Below are 17,405 nucleotides of genomic sequence, written 5' to 3'. Positions count from 1 at the left end.
TACGATCTTTAGATGTTGTACCACAATCTTTATATGTTTCCGCTGCTGTTATAGATTTGCCGGAAAGAGGATGGTTACAGTCGTACCTTCTCCGTAACTGCTGTCGATGTTCAATCCGTAAGCTTCTCCGAAATTCAATTTGATCCGTGCATTCACATTATAAATGCCCGCCTTCTTCACCCCAGGGTCCGCAAGCTGTTTGCGAACCTCCAATAATTGTTCCTCCTGCATACCTAATGCGTTATCCTTTACGACAACACGAATGGTTTCCTCTTGCAGCAGGCAGTAAATTTCAATCGTCACATGTTTTCTTATGTTCCGCGCCCCATGATGAATGGCGTTTTCAATAATCGGCTGCAGGATCAGCTTCATGGTGCCGCACGCCAGCACGCCATCATCGATGTGCCACATACATTGAAAATTATCATACCGACATGACATGATGCCTAGATAGGTTTTGGAATACTTGATTTCATCGTTCATTCGAATCATCTGTTCGCGGTTCGTAATATAACGAAATAACCGGCTAAGCGAGTTGATCATTTCGACTGCTTTGTCCACATCTTTCGTCTCGACAAGATAAATGAGATTATCCAATGTATTGTACAGAAAATGCGGATTGATTTGTGATTGTAAGGCGATCATTTGAATTTCTTTCTTCTCGTATTCCAGTTTGACTCGTTCTTGGCCCGCAACAAGCGTCTCATGAACCAGATCATCTATTCTTCTGACCATTTGGTTGAAATTGCGGCTCAGCAGGTCCACTTCGTCAATTCCGGATACGCGTTCCAAAACGATGCGATGGCTTTCTCCCAACTCGTAATCATTCAACATCTGGTTCAGTCTACCGAGCGGTTTCAGCATGCGCTGCGACATATAAAATGAAAACAGCAGCATGAGAAGGAAAATGAGGAAGAATAGATACGAATTGCTTAAAAACAAGTCGATGACCTGCTGCTCCACATCCGAATAGTTGTACCTGGAAATGAATGTCCAAGGAACACCGCTGATTTCCTTCGTGAAGTCATAATATTTTCCCCCGTAGGATCCCTGCTGCATATGGCTTCCACTCGAAATCGGCATATCCAACACCCTTCCGATCTGCCCGGTAACAGGATGGGATACAACCCGGTATTCCCGGTCGACGATAAACATCTCACTACCGTTTTGCTTAAATTCGCCATAAAGATTGGAAAGGTATCCGCTATCCAAGTCCACCGTAATATAACCTACAATTTCCGGATATTTCTCCAGCGATATAATCGGCATTCCCAAGACAATTGAAGCATTACCGAAGTCGTCTTTGGTCAGATGATAACTGATTACCCTGCCTGATGTTTTCATTTTATTGTAAAAAGCAGGGTCCAGCTCCCCGATTTGTTTATATCGATTTGAAAATATCAAGCTGTTGGAGCGGTCATAAATACTGATGACATCCCGATTCAATCCCAAATCATGATTCTCATAAAGCAGTTCTTTTTCCAACGTTTTGGTATCCTTCGCCACGATATCATCCTGAACTGCCGTATCCAACGAAATCCGGGCCATCAGCACTTCTTTTTGATTGATATCATGTTCTAAATAACTGGCCGTTTTCTCAAACAACGAATAATGGCTCTTTTTCAAATCTTCAACCGCAATTTTGGAGGATTGCCAATAAAAGATAACCATATAGACAATAAGCGGCAGCAATATGGTGATGATAAAATAAAGCAAAAAGCGGTCTCTAAGATTTAAGTAGCTTTTGTTCGTCGTTAATTCCCCGTATTCATTCCATTTGTCTTTGGTAAAATCATAGGTCTTGAATAATTTGATGACCTGATAAACCGGTTTCAGGATTTTGATTGAAATCACCCTGGAGGACACTAGAGCAACGAATAAGGCCAACAAACAAGTGGCGGCCGTTAATTTTACCATTAAGATGAGCTGTTCATGATAAAAGTCCATCCGGTCCACATAGACCAGCTGAAACTCATTAAAAGGGATGGTCGTATAATGAGCTTCAAGACCTTTTTCAGTGAGAAATACGAAGCCTTCTTTGGGGGCCTTTACACCTTTCAACTCATCAACAACAGATGGCCCAACCTCACCTCCAGTGAAAATCAACTGGCGGTTGGCGTCAAACAGCGATATGTTCTCGTTGTAAGGAATGGCGTCCTTCAAATAATGAGGGTTAAGCAGAATCAATATAACCCCATTATTGACCCCATCTCTATCCATAATATTTGCGGCAAAAAACATTTGCTTATCCAACTCTTTTATCGCATTCGTCAGTCCATTTCTAGGTTCGGCCCCAGTGGGTGGGATGAGGCTTTCGGCGGCTTTCTTCAGAAGCACCAAATTACGCTCCTTCTCCAACTGGCTTCCCACTTGGATCCCGTTAAGATCGAAATCCAAATATTTGTGGTCGGAACTGAATTGACTTTGGGAAGTAATCACTAATATAGAGTCGATGAACTCGTTTTCTTGTCTGCTGTTATACAAATATTTTTCAAAATCCTTGGAAAGACGGTACTTATCGATGGAATTTGTCTCGTGATTGCTCAATTCATGAATATAGTCAGTAAGCCGCTCATTCGTCGTTAAATGGTTTAACATAAAATAAGTGTTGCTAAGGCTCGTGTTTAACTCAAAGGAAATTTGGTTCATTCGAGTGCTGATGACAAACTGCTTTTTTTCCTCAATAAAATGTTTGATTTTAACAAAAAAAACACTGCTGAGTAACAATAATAAAATGAGCATAGCGCCTAAAGAAAACAACATAAGAAAATTCCGAAACGAAATCCTCCGAAATCCATTCATCATCCGATACATAATAAGCCCCCCCGTGATGTTAGCAAGTATGGTTGGACCGAAATACAAGAGGTTTGACGCCCATCACTTTCTTAAAAATCTTATTAAAATAAGAATGGGTAGGGAAACCGACCATAACGGAAATATCCTTTATCTTACAATCATTGTGTTTCAACAATTCCACGGCCTTACGAACCCTGACTTCATTTACATAATCGATAAAATTATGTCCGGTTTCTTTTTTGAAAATCGAACTGAAATAGGCCGGATGAATAAATAATTGCCCAGCCATCTCTTCTAGGGTGATTTTTTCGGAATAGCGGTTGTGGACGTGTTGTTTGGCAAGCTGTACGTAACGATTTTTATCACTCTCCTCGACAGGAGCGTCCAAAATTCTTTCGATTGTTTGTTTCAGCCATTTTTTCAAATCACCGAGGGAATGGGCGGCGTGTATAAACTCTAATGCCTGCTTCTTATCCAAAGAAGGCATCGGCAGCCCTTTTTCTTTGGCTTTCAATGGAAGAGACAGGATAACTTCCGAAAAGGCAATTCTGATTTCTTCTATTTTTAAACGTTTGCCTTGCTCCACAGCATCAAAAAAATCCCGAAGACTGGAAGAAATTTCATTATTTTGGCGGGAAAGGACGGATTGCATCAATCGATCCATGATGATGTTTAAATGCTCATTTGCTTGCTCCTTGGCGTGTTCATCTGAACCTGCTACTAATAAATCCTGGTAAAAAAGAATCGAATGATGATCATCGAAGTATCTATAACTATTGGCATAGACCGCTTGATTGAAGGAAGTAGAGATCTGATCCGGTTCCTTGATCATATTGCCTACACTGATCGACAGCTCGCACTCTTTTCCAAAGCCCGACATGATCGACGCTTTCAGCAATTCGAAATAATCTTCAAGTTTCCCCTTTAGATCATATTTGCTGATCGGCCGTGTATCGTGTGCAAACAGAACTAATTGGTTACCGTAAAATAAGACCGAGGTATGGCTTTCCTTCCAATATACCATCGTCCTTTCAGTGATAAAACTCCGAATGAACAACCCTAAGTCTTTTTCAAACCATTTTCCGAACGAACAAACGATGATCCTCATATAATCCCGAAGCCAAGGTTCATCGTACTGATTGACGTTTTCGCCTTTGACCAGGTCAATCAACATCGATTCTTCTCGTGCACCCGGAATCCCTATCTTTTTTCCGTACTCTATTTCTTCATCTTTCTTTAACTCGATGGCGAGGCCACTCATAACGTCAACAATCTCGTCTTTCATGACAGGCTTCAATAAATACCCTTTTACTCCGAAACGTATGGCATCCTGGGCGTATTTGAAATCATCATAGGCCGAAAGGATAAGAACTTTAATATGTGGATACGTTTCCTGGATGGCTTTGGTAAGCTCCAGACCATTCATTTCCGGCATCCGAATATCCGTCAAAACCACATGAGGAACATGCTGTTCAATAAGCTCAAGCGCTTCCTGACCATCACCGGCGGAGCCGACGACTTGAAATCCGGTTTCATTCCATGGAAACGATGTGACCAATCTTTCCCTGATGTTTTTTTCATCATCTACTATTAGAACTTTATACATAGGCTCGCCCCCGTGTCATTACAGAAAATATCGTACATTTTTCCTTATTCCTGATAGACATACAAGCGTACAATAAAGAAACCGCACAAGCCGATCCTGCTGCGGCGCGTACGGTTCTCCCTGATCTAATTTTTTATGGCTTGACTCGTAACCAGGATTGCTCCTTAAGCGAGTCCATTGCGGCCTCTGCGGCCGCGATCGAAGAACGCGCTGCGGTCCCGTTCTCCGTAATGGCTGATTAGCGGCAAGTGGCATCTTTGCCGATGGTCTCGTTTCGTTAGCAAAGGGTGCGCACTATGGATGTAACAGCCCCACATGAACTTTGACTACTGCTTTCTTGATTTTCGATGATTGCCCCATGCCAGGTCTGTGAATATCGTTAGGGAAAAAGACGGCGAACATGCCAGGCTTGAGATGAAGTAAAATCTCGTCTGACGAAGGATCATACAACGCATAATCCTGTTCACTATCATAGGCTCTAACCGCTTGGACATCTTCCCGCTGCGAAGACCAACCGATCGTCTCTTCGCCTTCGATCAGGTAGTGGATATCAATATATGACTCGTGCTTCTCCGCAAGTTGCTCATCCATCGGTTTAGCATCGAATTCCATAAACGATACGTACATCTTATCATCGTTGATCTCAACTCGACCTTCAGGTGAGTTTCCTTTAAACAGTAGATTAAGTTCCTCTAAGGCCGTTGCGATAACTGTATGCTCAAATTTACATTGCTTTTCCCACAATGACATAGTACCTAAAATCATGGTCCATTCCCCCAGTTGTACATGTGTAATACCTCAAAGCAATTTCACGACCACGGACTCCGCCGTACTTTCCTTGTTCCTAATCGATTCCTCGTAGGATCTTTTGAAATATTCAACATATAAGACATCTAACAAATAGAGCTGCGAAATTTTCGCCGACAAGGAACCACCTTGCAGAGGACCTTCATTTGCGCCGCATAACAGCGTAAGATCAGAATACGAAGTTAATGGAGACTTTACAAAGCGTGTAATCGAAATTACGGTTGCCCCGCATTCCTTTGCCTTTTTCGCCACCTCAATCGAATCCTTGGTTGAACCGGAGTACGAGATGATCACAGCGACATCCCGTTTCGTCATCAATGCCGCCGACATCATCTGAAGATGTGAATCGATTGTGCATTCCGTTTTGTTCGTGATGCGCATGAACTTAATTTTCGCTTCCATAGCCGTCATTAATGATGAGCCTACACCGAAAAATATAACTTTTTCTGCTTGGAGTAAAAAGTTAATGGCTTCATCGATTTTGGAGCTATCAATTAAATTAAACGTTTCGTTCAACGCACTGATGTTGGTTGACAACACCTTGGAAGCAACTTGTCCGATTGAATCATTCATCAAAACCTTCTCAGTCAGCTGCGGAATTTCATTTTCCACAGTGATGCTATGCGCCAGAGCAATTTTGAAATCTTGGTAGCCCTTATAACTCAAGGACTTGCAAAACCTGAATATGCTGGATTCGCCAACTCCACAAATATCTGCGAGGTCCGTAATCGACATATAGACAACACTGTTCAAGTTCTCCAGGACATAGTCCGCCACTTTTTTTTCCGTATTTGTCAGGTTGTTATATTTAGAATGAATGGTTGTAAAAATATTGATTGCGCGCAAACTGTCACCCTCTTTAACCCCAAGATTCAGACATGATGCGCAGTAGTGATGCTAATGCGCCTCTTTCAGCGTAAGAATAATGAGGCCGCGCCCAATAAACCAGCCTTATTTCCCAGGGAAGCTTTAAGAATTTTCACGTCTGCAAAACTTTCCATGATCAACTCTTGCGTTTTTACCTCGACTAACCTAACTAGCTCATCTTGCTCCATCACACCGCCCCCTACAATGATCGCCGAGGGATTAAAAATATGAATGAGAGAAGCTAGACCTATGGCTACCTCAGCCGTCCAAGCATGTAAGATTTGTTGTAATGGTTCGTTTCCTAATCTTATTTTACCAAAAAAAACCTTCCCGTCCACACATTCCGGATCCACTTGTTGAGCCATTCGAACCAATGCTGTCGCTGAGGCGTAGGTTTCATAATAAGGCTTTCCTTCCCCATCGCTCTTTCCCGATAACGGATGAGTAACGATATGGCCGAATTCCGCCGCCACCCCGTTAGCTCCTCGATATATTTGACGATCGATGACGATAGATCCGCCGATACCGGTCCCGAACGTAAGACATAAGAAATCCTGAAACAATTCCCCTACGCCAAAATAGGCCTCGCCCAATGCTGCCGCGTTGACATCATTTTCAACCATAACAGGCTTATGGAAGCGATTTTCAACAATCTCCCTAATTTTCATTCCTGTGTAATTGGGAATATTGTCATTCGCATACACAATATACCCTTCATCGGAATTGACTTGTCCGGCTGTGCTAATCGCGATGGCATCGTAATCCGCATATGCCGCCAGCTCGCTAAGCAATTTTTCGATGACATGTGGGCCTCCCATCAGGCTTTCCGTGGGATATTCCTTGAATTGTTCGATATTTCCTCGTTCATCGCAAATGCCCATCTTGGTGTTGGTACCGCCAATATCCGCCGCTAAGATTTTCATTGTCATGGGTTATAGGATAGCCCTTACGAATTTTTTGGTAATTTCCATCGGTCTCGTAATGATTGATCCCACAACAGCCGAATAGATTCCTAGATCAAATAATTTTCTCAATTCCTCGGGTGTCGATATGCCACCCTCTGCGATGACGGGAATGGATAACATGGTCACGAGTTTCTCAACCAATTCGAAATTAGGCAATGATTTGTCTTTCGTCGCTTTGGTATAACCACATAACGTTGTACCCACACAGTCAAACCCAAGCTCAGCAGCCCTGACAGCTTCTTCATAGGTGGAGCAATCCGCCATAAAAAGCTGATCCTTGTACTTCGCTCTTAGCCCAGGAAATAGCTCCGATATCGTAGAACCATCCGGCCTTATGCGATCGGTCGCATCCATCGCGATCATATCTACGCCTTCCTGATAAAGCGCTTCTACTTCCTTCAGGGTAGGCGTGATAAAGACATCGGAGCCTTTGTACACTTGTTTGATGATCCCGATAATCGGTAAATTCACATGTTTCTTGATTTCTTGAATATCCTCTACGCTATTTGCACGAATCCCCGAGGCTCCACCTAAATATGCCGCATAGGACATTCTCCCCATAATAAAAGGACTATGCAGCGGTTCTTCCGGCAAAGCTTGGCAAGAAACGACCAATTTTCTTTTTATCATATCCAGAATAGTTTTATTTGTATCCATCCGGTTCCAACTCCACACTTAAATTTTTATTCCTTAACTGCACCGGCCGTCATTCCTTGGGTAAAGTAACGCTGGAATAATACGAAGATTAACAGCATTGGAATTGCAGCGACCGTAGCTCCCGCCATTTTATATGCGAAATTCGGATTAAGATCCTGCATTAAGGTTGCAGTACCGACCATTAACGTTTTCATGTTTTTCTCTTGTCCAACGACGGACTGCCATAAGTAATCGTTCCATACTTGAACGAAGTTTAAGATAAATAACGCACCAATACCTGGTTTAACAATAGGAAGCATGATTTGAACGAAAGTCTTCCATTCCCCTGCTCCGTCAATTCTAGCTGCTTCTCTTAACGCATTTGGAGTCGCATCGAAAAAGCCTTTTAACAAAAACACACCAAATGCAGTGGCCACGTTCGGCCAGATCATGCCGCTGTAACTGTTAACCATCCCGAATTGCTGCGTGATTCGGAATAAAGGGACAATCATGATTTCTTTAGGAATCATCAAGCTCGAAACAAAAATGATGAAGATGATATTGCTGCCTTTGAACGTAATTTTCGAAAAGGCGTAAGCAGCCATCGCTCCGACAGCGATCACAAGGACCGTGGTGACGCCAGAAACAAACACACTGTTGAATACCCATCTTAAAGCCGGTTGACTTTGAAACACGTCCGCATAGTTGGAGAAAGTGATCGTGGTCGGCCACCAGTCAGGCGGCATTTTCACAACATCCGAGCTGTTCTTAAGTGAACTTGTAAACAACCAATATAATGGAAACAAGTTAAAAATCGCGAAGATGAAGATGATCACATTCGATATGAGATCAAATCGCTCCATTTTCTTCTTGTTGTTAGACTTCGACATGCTGAATACCCCCTCACTTCTCCTTGATTAAGCTTCTTAACTGAGGCACGGACAACAATAGCGTAATCACGAACATAATAACCCCAACAGCAGAAGCCATGCCGAGTTGATTATATTTAAATGCGTTATTATAGAGATAGTACATCAGCGTCACGGAAGAATTATTCGGCCCCCCGCCTGTTAAGAGCTGAATAACAACGAATATTTTCAAAACAGCAATGATGTTGATGATCACAATATACACCGTTGTGGATTGGACAGAAGGAATTAATATTTTGAAAATAACCTGCCATCTGCTCGCGCCATCCACTTCTGCCGCTTCAAACAAATCCTTAGGTACACCTAGCATCGCGGCGATATAGAGAATGATCGCTTGCCCAACGTTTGTAGCGAATGTTACGAATATAATAACCGGCATAACCGTTGTTGTTTTCCCCAGTAAATTAACAGTGCCTAGACCCATTTCCTGCGAGAAATAAGAAATTAGCCCATTAGCAGGATTCAGTAAGAAACTCCATACCATACTCATGACAACCATAGAAACCATTACGGGTACATAGTAGCTACCTCGAATGAATGAAACATACTTGGCATTCTTGTCAAATACAGCGGAAGCTACAAACAACGCGAATCCGACCGTAAGAATAACGATAAAAACAACGAACACAACCGTGTTGATGAGCGCTTTAAAAAATACAGGATCGTTAAACAGCGCCACGTAATTGTCCAGTCCAACAAACTTTTCAGATTGATAATTGATCCTATACAAGCTAAGTCTAATACCTTCAATAATCGGATATACCAAGAAAACTAAGAAAATCAGCATCTGAGGAGAAATAAACAAGTAACCGGTGATACTATCTTTGATGGATTGACTACGTATTCTCATATCGGTTTTCCTTTCTAATTATTAGCCTTAGGATCGCGTTGATCCTAAGGCCGTTAATCGTTTATTGATTATTCATTACTTCGTTTGATAAATAACCGAGTTTTCTTTATTGGATTGAATGACCTTGTTGCCTTTGGTTTGATAATCCTTCACCACTTGCTCAGGTGTTTTGGCACCTGTATATAGGGCTTGAAGCTCTGGATAAAGAACTTCTCTTAACTGACTGTAACCTGGAACGTTGCCGCTGAAATTAAACACATACTTGGAGTTTGCATCGTATGCAGCAAAGAGTGGGTTTACGTCCTTAAGTTCTTTGGAAACAGAACTTCTTACAGGGATACCATTCTTGGACGCCTTGACCAATTCCGGATCCGTGGAGAAGAATTTAACAAAATCTTTGGCTACTTCGACTTTCGCTTTGTCTTTATTTTGGAAAACGCTCGCTCCTACTACGTACGTAAAGGATAAAGGATCTCCGCTTTCGGACGGAATGTTAGCCAGACGTGCATCGAACTTGGTGCTTTTGCCGCTAGCCATATCCGCTTTGGTGTTGTTGAACAAGACCGGATTCGTGAAGCTAATCGCTAGCTGCTGATTGCGGAACATGCCGTTCGCATCATTGGATGATACCGATTCAGGTCCCGGATTCGTGTAACCTGCATCCCTGATTTTCTTCAACCAAGACGCAGCCTTAACACCGTTCGCATCATCTAGCACGATATTCCCTTTATCATCAAAAAATTTATTGCCAAACATTCTCATATACGCAAGGTTCCATGTATCCCCTTGATTATTGACAGCATAAAGTGACATCGGATAAGCATTGGAGTATTTGTCTTTCGGCAGGTTGTCTTTCAGACCTTTCAGAATTTGCTCATACTCCGCTAATGTCCATGTCTTAATATCGTTCGGTCCACCGATGAACTTCTCTAGTCCAGCTGCTTTGAGCATGTCCGCGTTATAGACCAAAGTTCCTGGATTATGTTGGAACGGATAGAAGTAAACATCTTTACCGAAGGTCACCGCATCCCAAAAGTTTTTGGAAATATCGGCTTTGGATGCATCATCCACAATATCAGTTAACGGTACCAAGGCACCGCGGTGAACATAATCGCCCATTGCAAAAACGCTTTCAAAAAATACATCTGGCGCCGTGCCGCTGCTTAAGTTGACATTGAGAAGCTGATCGCGTTGGTCGCCTGCAATAACTTCTACTTTAATTTTGGCATCATACTTTTTGTATTGCGCCGTGAATTTGTCAGCCGCGGCTTTCAAGAAGCTGTCATAGTCAGCGCCTGGTTCTGTGGAATCCATAACACCTTTCCACTGTGGTGTCAGCCACACTTTCAGCTCCACCTTTTTACCGGTAGATTGTTGTCCTGCATTGCTAGTATTAGTAGCTTCTTTATTACCGCTTGTACAGCCTGCAACAATCGAAGCCAACATCGTCAAAGCCAAAACAGCTATAGGAAAGCGTTTGTTTTTCATCATAGATCTACCCCTTGTCTAATATATTTGTGATGTGTCTCTGTATAAATTTCGCCATCTTTCGATGACCAGCCGCATCCAGATGCATATAGTCAATGTGAGGCGAGAAGGCTCGTCCATCTCGTCTCCTCATCGAATCTTGCATCCGTTTCCGCGTTGTAGCCCCACGTATTGGAGTCCCCAAAGCATACAATGGTTTTTTTTCATCATTTGCAGAATTGTTGAGTCGCTTCATCGATCATAGTAATAATGTTATCGATTCGTCCCATATCTTCGTTGCTAATTCCTTCGAGCGGCCCTCTAACGCTGCCAATGTTTACGCCTCTACGATTCAGGACTTCTTTAATAACGGCATACATGGACCCATTCAGCGAGCATAGCGCGATAATGATGTCATTAATATGGCTTTGAATACGTTTCGCTTCTTCAAACTTGCCTTGAAGGAAGAATTCATTCGCCTGCAAAAATAGTTCCGGCATAGCCGCGTAGGTGCCTCCGATTCCGCCATCAGCGCCCATAATTCTTCCTGCGACGTACTGTTCATCCGGGCCATTAAATACGACGACATTGTCTCCGCCGACTCTTTTGAATCGTTCGATGTCCATCGTTGGCATCGATGAGTTTTTAACTCCAATAACTTTAGGATTGGCAAGAAGTTTCTCGAATAGCGATGTCGTCAACGTATAACCTGTCGTTTGAGGGATGTTATATATAATAAAATCTAGTGGAGTTGCTTCGATAATTTCATTCCAATATTTATAAACCGAGCTGTCCGGCAGCTTAAAATAAATAGGCGGAATTGCAGATAAGGCATCATATCCCAAAGCTGCTGCATGTTTCGCCAATTCAATGCTGTCTCTTGTAGAAGGTGCCCCCACATGGGCGATTAACGTCATTTTGCCTTTCAAACGGTTGGCTACATAGCTAAGCACCGCTTTACGTTCGTCTAGGTTTTGGTAGATACACTCACCAGAACTTCCTCCGACATAGACGCCGTTAACCTTTTTTTCATACAAATAATCACATAATGCGTTGGTTCGGGCTTCTGAGATATCTCCTTGATCGTCATAGCATGCATAAAAAGCCGGTATGATTCCACGGAACTTTTCTAATCTCAATGAATTCCCCTCCTAATGTTTATAATGTTTGGCAAGATCAAGAGTATCACATAAATTAAATACTGTAAATTAATTTCACCAAATTCTAATTTATAAAAAAAATTTCCACCAAGTACTTCCTCCAACAACTGACGATAATTAACTATACTTCTTGCTAAAGAGAGGCAATTCTTCAACAGCATAATCTGAATTTTCAGCTACTTCTTTAATGGAATCACAACAGATAATACCTTGTTGTTGTAATTTTTCATAAATGCCTTGATTAAGATCGTATGCAAATACCTGGAAACCTGACTTTTGTAAATTTAAAGCCATAGGTAATCCCATTTCACCTAAGCCTACAAAACCGATTTTATTAGCTGCCCCAGTAATTACAGACTCCTTGTTGTTCCCATTGAGTACACACCTCAAATTAGTATGAGTATAATGAATGAAAGGAATACAAATTATATATATATTTCATAGATTGGAGATTACATTGATGGACATACGTCACCTCACTTCTTAATTACTAATTGTTCAAAAAAATTTAGTTTTATCTCCAAATTAAGCACGATTGTCCTCCCCATTAACTAAAAATACCTAGTCTTGGTTAGGTACCAGACTAGGTATAAATGAATTATTATACATTGCACAAAAAAAAAAAAAAAAAAAAAAAAAAAAAAAAAAAAAGAATGTGATGTTTCATAAATAACTATAAAACGGAGCCCGCAAACCCGCGTGGCTCCATTTGTTTTGTTTCACAATAAATTGAATTTTGCCTTTTCTCCTCTTCTAACAATCCCTTAGTTTCAAAATTATTTGGAACAGAGAAAATGCATTTATACAGTATATGCATAAATATTCATGTGAATATATCTAAAAGTCACAGAAGTGATAATAGCATAAAAAGTTCATCGTAACTGCACCAATTTCAGATTCTGATATAAAACAACGTATGTCTCTTCTTTTTTTCTTTGTCTACACTTCTTATAAGAGGTGTATAAATGTCTGATCACATTTTGAAATATATTGGATCTCGGATACGGGATTATCGGAAGGAAAAAGGACTTTCCCAAGAGCAACTTGGTGAAATTGCAGGGTTCCATTTCTCTTATATCGGTGGTATTGAAAGAGCTGAGAAAAATATTTCCATGCTTAATTTAGCAAAGATCGCAGATGCGTTAGATATCGAAATCCACGAGTTATTCAGTTATTCTAAAAATATCAAAACCAAATTAAGTGAAAAAGAAGAGGAAATTCAAGAAATTGTAGATATCCTCTTGCGGCATAATATACGTGATGTGAAGAAAGCGAAAGTTATTATTAAAGAAGTATTTAAAGAAAAATAACCCCATCCTCAAATTGAGAATGGGGTTATTTTTTATTTAGAATTTTCAGTACTTTCTTGGTAAAATTCTATTCAACTTTATAGACGGCGTTGCTTGTTGTACACAACCTCTTGACATTGTGGACACGAAGCAACGTAGATTTCTATCGATAGAGCGACTTCCTTTAATTAAAAACGACAGCTCATAAATTGCTGCCAGTAGACAGCACAAAGCCCCAATCCTGCTAAAGCAGAATCAGAGGCTTGATTAGCTAGTATACCAATACCCTGCTTAGCATGTGCATGGGACATGGTCATCTCACTATACGCTACTATCCACCTTTGTAAATCGAAAAAAATCAAAGTCAGCATACCCACCAACATGTTTGGTTGCATAGTTAAACAACCCGATCCGGTAGCCCATAAAATGATCCAGCGTATACTTCATCTTCAAAGGACTTCCGATTTGCTTCCATTCTTCACCATCAGCTGAATAGTAAAAACTTGTAAGATCAATGCTATTTGCAAAATTGAAGTGAATTTTCAAATAAATCAGGCTCTCCTCATATTGAAGCCGCTCGACCGTTTCTTCACCGCCATCTCCTCGATTGATACACATCGCAACATAGCGGATGCCGTTTGCTGCAACTTGAATACCGACAGTCCCGAAATGATTTTGCAATGCAACTAATCCTGCGTAATCACCCGACTTCATATGTGAAACATCCATCGCCGTAATTCCGATGCATACCGGACCTTCCGTCCGTTGCGTCAATGTATTGCGGGCCAATAAGACACTACTGGTAATATATCCTGTCTCTAATCGCAACCAGCCCGGGCGCGCGGTCACAGACCAAAGCCGGTTATCCGGATTATGATTCCACTGCCAATTAAGCAGCAATTTATTTTCGTTATACTCGAACTCATCGCTAATTACCAATGGGGTAGGTGCCGCGCTTGGCAATTGCGCTTTGAATACCAATTGCGCTTTTCCATCCATCCCAATGACCGGCCAATCATTCACCCAAGAAACTGGAAGCACAATAGGAATTCTCCCCACAGCATCATGATCTTGAAATAATACGGCATACCACTCATTCGCCGGCGTGTCGACAATGCCTCCTTGAGCGATGCCGTTATTACGGTAGCCCATGTCGTCATCGAGAATTACTTTATGTTCGTAAGGACCCAGCAGCTCCCTTGAACGATAGCAAAGTTGTCTGCGACGGCCGTTTCCGGTACTAGGCCATTCAATGAAAAACAAATAATAATAATCGTTCAGCTTATACGCATGGCATCCCTCGCATCGCAGCATGATACCGTCACGCTCCGTCTCGAAAAGCAGTTGATGGATGCCGCCAGATTTTACGGTCATCACATCAGGCGTCAACTCTGTAATACGAATACTCCCGTTGCCGTAAATGACATAAACGCGGCCTTCGTCAAACAGGAGACTCGGATCATGATGAATTCCTGCAATTACAGAGCGTTCCCAACTCCCGTTCTCGATATCTGCCGTCCAGTAAAAGTAAAACTGGTTCATATCATTACTTGAGAAGCACACATAAAACTTGCCATTATGATGGCGTAAACTTGCGGCCCATGCCCCTTTGCCGTAAATGCCTCTCCCATCCAGCAAATTGTGTGCGTCATTATTCTCTAAGATATCGTAAACGTAGTTCACGATTCTCCAATGCATCAAATCCTCGGACTTCATGATCGGGCACCCGGGCATCGAATGCATGCTTGTGCTAACCATATAGTAAGCAGTTCCTACTCTAATAACACAAGGGTCCGGAACATCAGCCCAGATGATCGGATTCGTTATCGTCACATTTCCCATCGCTATCTCTCCTTTTACCCAGAAGCAGATGATGCCTAAATCCTTATTTCCTTACAATCTCACGATATTCCACAGGAGTCACGCCGGTAGATTTCTTAAAAATCGAGTAAAAGAGTGCGGGGTTTCATAACCTACCTGCGCGCCCACTTCCGCAATCTTCAGCTCGTCTCTCTTTAGCAAATTTTTGGCTTTTTCCATTCTAACTTCATCAATATATTCAGATAGATTGACTCCACTTTCCTGTTTAAAAAGCCGCGATAAATAGGACGGGTTGAAGTGAATCATACTAGCTAAACGTACGAGAGACAAATCCTCGCCCAGATGATCCTCAATATACGACCGGACTTTCTCTATCACTGCAGCTGCCCTATTCCGTTCTACACTCAATCGCAGATCGAATAAGGACTCTGCGATTTGTTTCAAAAACTCGAAACTATTTTGCCAAGAAGAATGCCTATCTCTTTGCATAAGCCCGGTTGTTCCAACTTTTTCGTGCAGCTCCCAACGGTTAATGTAAGATAAGAAGAATAGCGCAATCGTATAATACAGCTCCAAGGCAAAAGGTCCCCCATTTCCGCGTTCATCGAAAGCCGTTTCCGTCAGTTCGTTGAACAGATGGAGAAATCCCTCTCTATTTCCACCTTCAAGATGAATCGCCAAAGACTCCGCCTTTTCTCTCAGCGTCCTTGAGTTGGCCGCGGTTTCAATCGTTTCAAAGACATAGAACAACGAATATTAGCAAGACTCCTTAAACAGAAATAGCCGGTTACACCCTTAGCGTGGTGAAAACTGGCTATTTTTATGCCAGAACTCCTTAGCGTTGTAAATCCACGTTTTGCTAGCGTTACCCCTAGCATGAAAAACGCCAAGCCTTGGACAAGACCCAGGACTGGCATTTTTTCAAGAGCATTACACGGAGCTCGCCCGTTCGTGTTGCTCTGCTAACCTCATTAAAGTGTTTTCCTTACAACATGGGACCTTACAGGATCATCACAATTTCTGAATATCAATTGACTAAAATTGTAGGCACCGTTATTCCAAACATGGAAATCATGCAAACCATCCTTAATCCGAATTTGATAAAAATGATTAAGATGATTCCCCGATTGATGTATAAGCCCATCTATAGATTTAATAAAGCTGCCATTTGCTACTCCGTCTGCATCGCCGCAGGTGGTATATAGCAAATGAAGATTATGGACGCATGATGTGAGACTGACTCCAAGAGTTTTGCCATCACTCGACGTAGGAGCGTTTGAAAAAGCTCCGACATAAGCGAACAAATCTATCATGCCTGGCGCGAGCACAGTCTTATCCAACCCATTGTTCCAGGGACTCTCTGTGCCAGTGATTCGCGTCGAATCATGTCGGTAACCGCCGAGGATCAGATTCAAGGCTTGCATTCCCCCCATCGAAAGCCCGGCGATCGCTCTGCGCGTGCGGTTATATATTATTCCCTCATGTGAAGTGACTGTTATATCTGCGTAAGTTTTGTAGTTTGATTCTATAAATGGAATCAGATCGTATCTCAACTCATAATCGAAGTAATAGAATCCCAGCATATTGGTTCCTTCGGAATTGAAGGAGCTATCCGTCCAGTCGTACGCGCTTCTTCCGTTGGGAAATACGACGATCAGCGGATCGATATCGCCGTTTACAATAAGATTGTCAAATATATTGCAAATGATAAATCGTCCATCAACCTTACCGTTGCTGCTTAACCACTCATGTTGATCCCCGCCTACTCCATGAAGCAAATACAATACATTGTATCTGACAGTAGTGTCGTTTGGGTCATAACCCGCAGGCAAGTAGACGTTGCATTTCTTCAATATGGCATCTCCCGCAACGGTTTCTCTTCCTGCTTCACTGATCTCGATGTTCCGATCCGTTACAAGCTGTCGAGACAAATGAATATAGTTGCCTAGCTTATAGGAAACCTCCTGAACCGTACCTTGAAGCTCTTCATTAACTGACCTAAGATATTCGGCAGGCACAGACGTCACATTTATGCTTCTCATAGATCATTATTGTCCCTTCGGATATATTTTTCCACATTAAGATTAAGGAATCCCTTAGAATTATAAACACGGCTTAATTTACGCCACAAGGTTAACCCCTCTCCGGAAGCCCCAAAACAAAGCTGCCGCACATGAAATCCACGTGCGGACAGCCTTCCTTCTATTCCTTG

General features: G+C 42.1%; 15 protein-coding genes. 1 reads left to right on the top strand and 14 read right to left on the bottom strand.

Going from position 1 to position 17,405, the window contains the following annotated elements; translation table 11 throughout:
- Positions 1 to 48 precede the first annotated feature (48 nt).
- The 11 genes from AC58UU_RS03125 to AC58UU_RS03075 form a co-directional block, all read right to left on the bottom strand.
- Positions 49 to 2,763 carry a sensor histidine kinase gene (locus AC58UU_RS03125; RefSeq protein WP_497312863.1) on the bottom strand — a complete coding sequence of 905 codons (2,715 nt, stop codon included), beginning with the start codon at positions 2,761 to 2,763 and terminating at the stop codon, positions 49 to 51.
- A gap of 70 nt (positions 2,764 to 2,833) precedes the next feature.
- Positions 2,834 to 4,402 (bottom strand): response regulator, encoded by a 1,569-nt coding sequence (locus AC58UU_RS03120; RefSeq protein ID WP_497312861.1) that lies wholly within the window; start codon positions 4,400 to 4,402, stop codon positions 2,834 to 2,836.
- A gap of 294 nt (positions 4,403 to 4,696) precedes the next feature.
- Positions 4,697 to 5,167, bottom strand: coding sequence for a NanQ anomerase/TabA/YiaL family protein (locus AC58UU_RS03115; RefSeq protein ID WP_497312859.1), 471 nt, complete (start codon positions 5,165 to 5,167; stop codon positions 4,697 to 4,699).
- 33 nt (positions 5,168 to 5,200) lie between these two features.
- The gene (locus AC58UU_RS03110) at positions 5,201 to 6,055 is read right to left on the bottom strand and encodes a MurR/RpiR family transcriptional regulator (protein WP_497312857.1); all 855 of its coding nucleotides are present in this window, start codon (positions 6,053 to 6,055) and stop codon (positions 5,201 to 5,203) included.
- Positions 6,056 to 6,120: 65 nt separating this feature from the next.
- Positions 6,121 to 7,005, bottom strand: coding sequence for an ROK family protein (locus AC58UU_RS03105; RefSeq protein WP_497312855.1), 885 nt, complete (start codon positions 7,003 to 7,005; stop codon positions 6,121 to 6,123).
- A 3-nt stretch (positions 7,006 to 7,008) separates the two neighbouring features.
- Positions 7,009 to 7,698: an N-acetylmannosamine-6-phosphate 2-epimerase gene (locus AC58UU_RS03100; RefSeq protein ID WP_497312853.1), complete on the bottom strand. Its 690-nt coding sequence runs from the start codon at positions 7,696 to 7,698 to the stop codon at positions 7,009 to 7,011.
- A 26-nt stretch (positions 7,699 to 7,724) separates the two neighbouring features.
- Positions 7,725 to 8,567: a carbohydrate ABC transporter permease gene (locus tag AC58UU_RS03095; RefSeq protein WP_497312851.1), complete on the bottom strand. Its 843-nt coding sequence runs from the start codon at positions 8,565 to 8,567 to the stop codon at positions 7,725 to 7,727.
- Positions 8,568 to 8,580: 13 nt separating this feature from the next.
- Complete coding sequence (locus AC58UU_RS03090; protein WP_464645915.1) at positions 8,581 to 9,456, bottom strand: carbohydrate ABC transporter permease; 876 nt, start codon at positions 9,454 to 9,456, stop codon at positions 8,581 to 8,583.
- Positions 9,457 to 9,531: 75 nt separating this feature from the next.
- Positions 9,532 to 10,947, bottom strand: a complete 1,416-nt coding sequence (locus AC58UU_RS03085; protein ID WP_497312848.1) for an ABC transporter substrate-binding protein — start codon at positions 10,945 to 10,947, stop codon at positions 9,532 to 9,534.
- A 203-nt stretch (positions 10,948 to 11,150) separates the two neighbouring features.
- Positions 11,151 to 12,062: a dihydrodipicolinate synthase family protein gene (locus AC58UU_RS03080; RefSeq protein WP_171645633.1), complete on the bottom strand. Its 912-nt coding sequence runs from the start codon at positions 12,060 to 12,062 to the stop codon at positions 11,151 to 11,153.
- Positions 12,063 to 12,200: 138 nt separating this feature from the next.
- Positions 12,201 to 12,473, bottom strand: coding sequence for an NAD(P)-binding domain-containing protein (locus AC58UU_RS03075; protein ID WP_497312846.1), 273 nt, complete (start codon positions 12,471 to 12,473; stop codon positions 12,201 to 12,203).
- 575 nt (positions 12,474 to 13,048) lie between these two features.
- Here AC58UU_RS03075 and AC58UU_RS03070 point away from each other — a divergent pair.
- Positions 13,049 to 13,393 (top strand): helix-turn-helix domain-containing protein, encoded by a 345-nt coding sequence (locus AC58UU_RS03070; RefSeq protein WP_497312844.1) that lies wholly within the window; start codon positions 13,049 to 13,051, stop codon positions 13,391 to 13,393.
- Between the two features lie 300 nt (positions 13,394 to 13,693).
- Here AC58UU_RS03070 and AC58UU_RS03065 read toward each other — a convergent pair whose 3' ends face one another.
- The 3 genes from AC58UU_RS03065 to AC58UU_RS03055 all read right to left on the bottom strand — a co-directional run bounded on the left by AC58UU_RS03065 (position 13,694) and on the right by AC58UU_RS03055 (position 17,235).
- Positions 13,694 to 15,214 carry a glycoside hydrolase family 43 protein gene (locus AC58UU_RS03065; protein WP_497312842.1) on the bottom strand — a complete coding sequence of 507 codons (1,521 nt, stop codon included), beginning with the start codon at positions 15,212 to 15,214 and terminating at the stop codon, positions 13,694 to 13,696.
- A 78-nt stretch (positions 15,215 to 15,292) separates the two neighbouring features.
- The gene (locus tag AC58UU_RS03060; protein WP_497312840.1) at positions 15,293 to 15,943 is read right to left on the bottom strand and encodes a helix-turn-helix transcriptional regulator; all 651 of its coding nucleotides are present in this window, start codon (positions 15,941 to 15,943) and stop codon (positions 15,293 to 15,295) included.
- A 221-nt stretch (positions 15,944 to 16,164) separates the two neighbouring features.
- Positions 16,165 to 17,235 carry an alpha/beta hydrolase gene (locus AC58UU_RS03055; protein WP_497312838.1) on the bottom strand — a complete coding sequence of 357 codons (1,071 nt, stop codon included), beginning with the start codon at positions 17,233 to 17,235 and terminating at the stop codon, positions 16,165 to 16,167.
- Between the last annotated feature and the right edge of the window lie 170 nt (positions 17,236 to 17,405).

It is taken from the genome of Paenibacillus sp. JT22N1, from assembly GCF_059692155.1.
This window is presented reverse-complemented; position numbering and strand designations above follow the sequence as displayed.